This window comes from Mesorhizobium sp. M1A.F.Ca.ET.072.01.1.1 (genome assembly GCF_004023325.1).
Lineage (GTDB): Bacteria > Pseudomonadota > Alphaproteobacteria > Rhizobiales > Rhizobiaceae > Mesorhizobium.
In genome coordinates, this window is sequence record NZ_RZSF01000541.1 from 1 (window position 1) to 2,849 (window position 2,849).

A 2,849-nucleotide genomic window follows, 5' to 3' on the forward strand; every position below is an offset into this window, starting at 1 on the left:
TTCGATTGACGATGCACGGTATCGGCTCGTTCTTTGCCAGCCGCTTCTGTTTGATGAGCATGCCGAGCGCTAGATAGCGACGACCGCCGGCGGGCACCTCGAACGTCCCGGTCTCCTCCCCGTCTTCGCCAAGGACGGGACGGACGTTCAGGCTTTGAAGCAGCATCCGCCGCCCAATATCTTCGGCGAGTTGTTCGATGGACACGCCGTCCTTCACCCGCCGGACATTCTTCTGCGACAGCACCAGCTTGTCGTAGGGAATGTTTTCCGATGGGTTCATAGCGATCTTCTGAATGGCCTTTGCCATGGTCAGGTTCTCCATGACGGGCGGCCCGGGGCCTCTCCCCGGACCTCCAAGCCCGTCAAAAAACCTCCCCTCCCCCCTTTGCCTCTTGCGGCGCGCCAACGCAGGCAACTGCGGCAATCGTGCCATGCGCGCTGTGGACAGCGCAGCGGATCTATGACTTCGATTTTGCAGATTTCGGTACTTTCGAGCTTGCCTAGTGCCCCAACTTATCGGCGTAATCCATGAGCTGGTGGATCAGCGCCTGCCGGCCGGGGCCTGGCCTGGCACCCTTCAGGTGTGCCGGCTGGCTCCCAATACAGCTAAATTCCTCGCCTCGGCCGCCGCGTGCTTCTTTCCAGCAATCTGCAAATAGTGAAGCGAACTTTCGCCGGCCCTTGCGCGGGGGATAACTCCCTACGTTCACTCTTTGTTCTTTCCAAAAGCAGTCCCTAAGATATAATCTGGCACCTCTTTCATCCAGCTTCCTCAGCGAGTCACCGCGAATGACAGTCCAGCCCAGGATTCTCAATGAACCGACAATCAGCTGCCCAACCTGCAAGGCGGACATCAAGCTAAACGAATCGCTCGCGGCTCCGCTGATTGCCGCCACCCGTGAGGACTATGAGCGGCGTTTGGCGCAGAGCAACGCTTCCATCGCAGCCCGAGAGGAAGAGCTTCAACGCAAACAAGTCGCAATTGATGCCGCCCAGTCGGACATCGACAACCAGGTCGCAGCAAAAATCAAGCTTGAGCGCGTGACTATCGCGGCTGAGGAGGCCCGCAAGGCCAAGCTGCTGCTCTCGGTCGATCTTGAAGACCGGGACAGGAAGCTTGCCGAGATAGAGGCGACGCTCAAGGCGCGGGACGAGAAACTCGCCGAGGCTCAGCTGCAACAAGCGGAATTCCTGAAACAGCAGCGGGCGCGCTCGATGATGAGAAGCGCGAGATGGCGCTGACAGTCGAAAGAAAGATCCAGGAAGGGCTGGAGGCCGTTCGCACAAAGGCGAGGTCGGAAGCCGAAGAGGGCCTCAAAATGAAAGTTGCCGAGAAAGAGGAACAGATCGCCGGTATGCAGCGTCAGATCGAGGAGCTGAAGCGCCGTGCCGAACAAGGCTCTCAGCAGCTGCAGGGCGAGGTCCTCGAGCTCGAGCTGGAGTCCCTCATTTCCAGCCGCTTCCCGATGGACACCATTGAACCGGTTGCCAAGGGCGAGTTCGGCGGAGATGTCTTGCACCGCGTGGTCGGACCGGCTGGCCAGCCCTGCGGGGCCATTTTGTGGGACTCGAAACGCACCAAGAACTGGAGCCAGGGCTGGCTAGGTAAGCTCAGAGGCGATCAACGAGCCGCCAGAGCGGACATCGCGCTGATGGTCTCCGAAGCGTTGCCTCCCGGCGTGGAAAGCTTCGATCTTCTTGACGGAGTTTATGTCGCCCATCCCAAATGTGCGATCCCCATCGCCATCTTGCTCCGGCAATCCCTGATCGAGCTGGCCAATTCCCGCCTCGCCCAGGACGGTCAGGCTACGAAGATGGAGCAAGTCTATGGCTATCTGACAGGTCCGCGGTTCCGCCACCGCGTCGCGGCGATAGTAGAGAAATTCTCGGATATGCAGGAGGACCTTGCCAAAGAACGCAAGGTCACAACACGCCTTTGGGCCAAGCGCGAGGCGCAGATCCAGGGGGTCATCGAGTCGACCGTCGGCATGAATGGTGACTTGCAGGTATCGCCGGCAAAGTGATGCAGGAGATTGAGGGGCTGGATGTGCCAGCAATTGGAGCCTCTCCGCCCGAAACCGCATAGGTGAACCGAGCCGAAAGGCGTTTTGTCCTGACCATCACGAGCGAAGGCGCCGTCCTTGTGCTCGAGGACGACGCCGAGAATTAAGCCGGCGATACCGTGACGCAGCCGGCACGGAAGCTTCAGGCGCCGAGATCCAGAAGCTTCTTGGCCTTGCCTTCCATCTCCAGGCGCACGTCCTGGTTCGGCTTGTCACGCGCGACCCGCGTGATGCCTTGCACGAAATCGAAGATCGACTCGGGCGGCCGCCCTTCCTCAGCGAAGACGGTGTCTATGATTTTCGCGGTCTCCATCTTCGAGAATGCACGCTTGCGCAGAAAACTCTCGCGTTCGTCATCGTCGCGGGCGACGATCCGTTCCCGCGCAGCCTTGATGCCGTTGACGAACGGCATGGGCGAGGATTCGGCGAACTGGATCAGCGCCGGTTCTGCTTCGGCGGCGAAGCGGGAGGCGGCATATTTGGAATGCCGGATAGTGATTTCTTCAAAATTTTCGACGCCCCAAAGATTGCGGTTCTGGCATACCGCACGAAGATAGAAGCTTGCGATCCCGAGTGTCCTGGCGCCGACTTCAGAGTTCCAGCAGTAGAAGCCCCGAAAGAAAAGATCTGGATCGCCGTTCGGCAGCTTTCCGGCCTCGATCGGGTTGAGGTCGTCAACCAGGAACAGAAAAACGTCGCGGTCGGAGGCATAAAGCGTCGTCGTGTCCTTGGAGACATCGACGTTGGGGTTGTAGATTCCGGTCGACCAGTCGAGTACGCCCGGGC

At 59.5% G+C, this 2,849-nt stretch carries 1 protein-coding gene and 2 pseudogenes; 1 reads left to right on the forward strand and 2 read right to left on the reverse strand.

Features of this window, described 5'->3' with window-relative positions; genetic code table 11:
- Positions 1 to 307 (reverse strand): ParB/Srx family N-terminal domain-containing protein (locus EOA32_RS35880; protein WP_189407668.1); only part of this gene is annotated, 307 nt, incomplete at its 3' end.
- A gap of 482 nt (positions 308 to 789) precedes the next feature.
- Here EOA32_RS35880 and EOA32_RS35885 point away from each other — a divergent pair.
- Positions 790 to 2,086: pseudogene (locus EOA32_RS35885) on the forward strand (DUF2130 domain-containing protein).
- A gap of 119 nt (positions 2,087 to 2,205) precedes the next feature.
- Here the strand turns inward: EOA32_RS35885 and EOA32_RS35890 are convergent.
- Positions 2,206 to 2,849: pseudogene (locus EOA32_RS35890) on the reverse strand (DUF945 domain-containing protein); the annotation flags it as partial.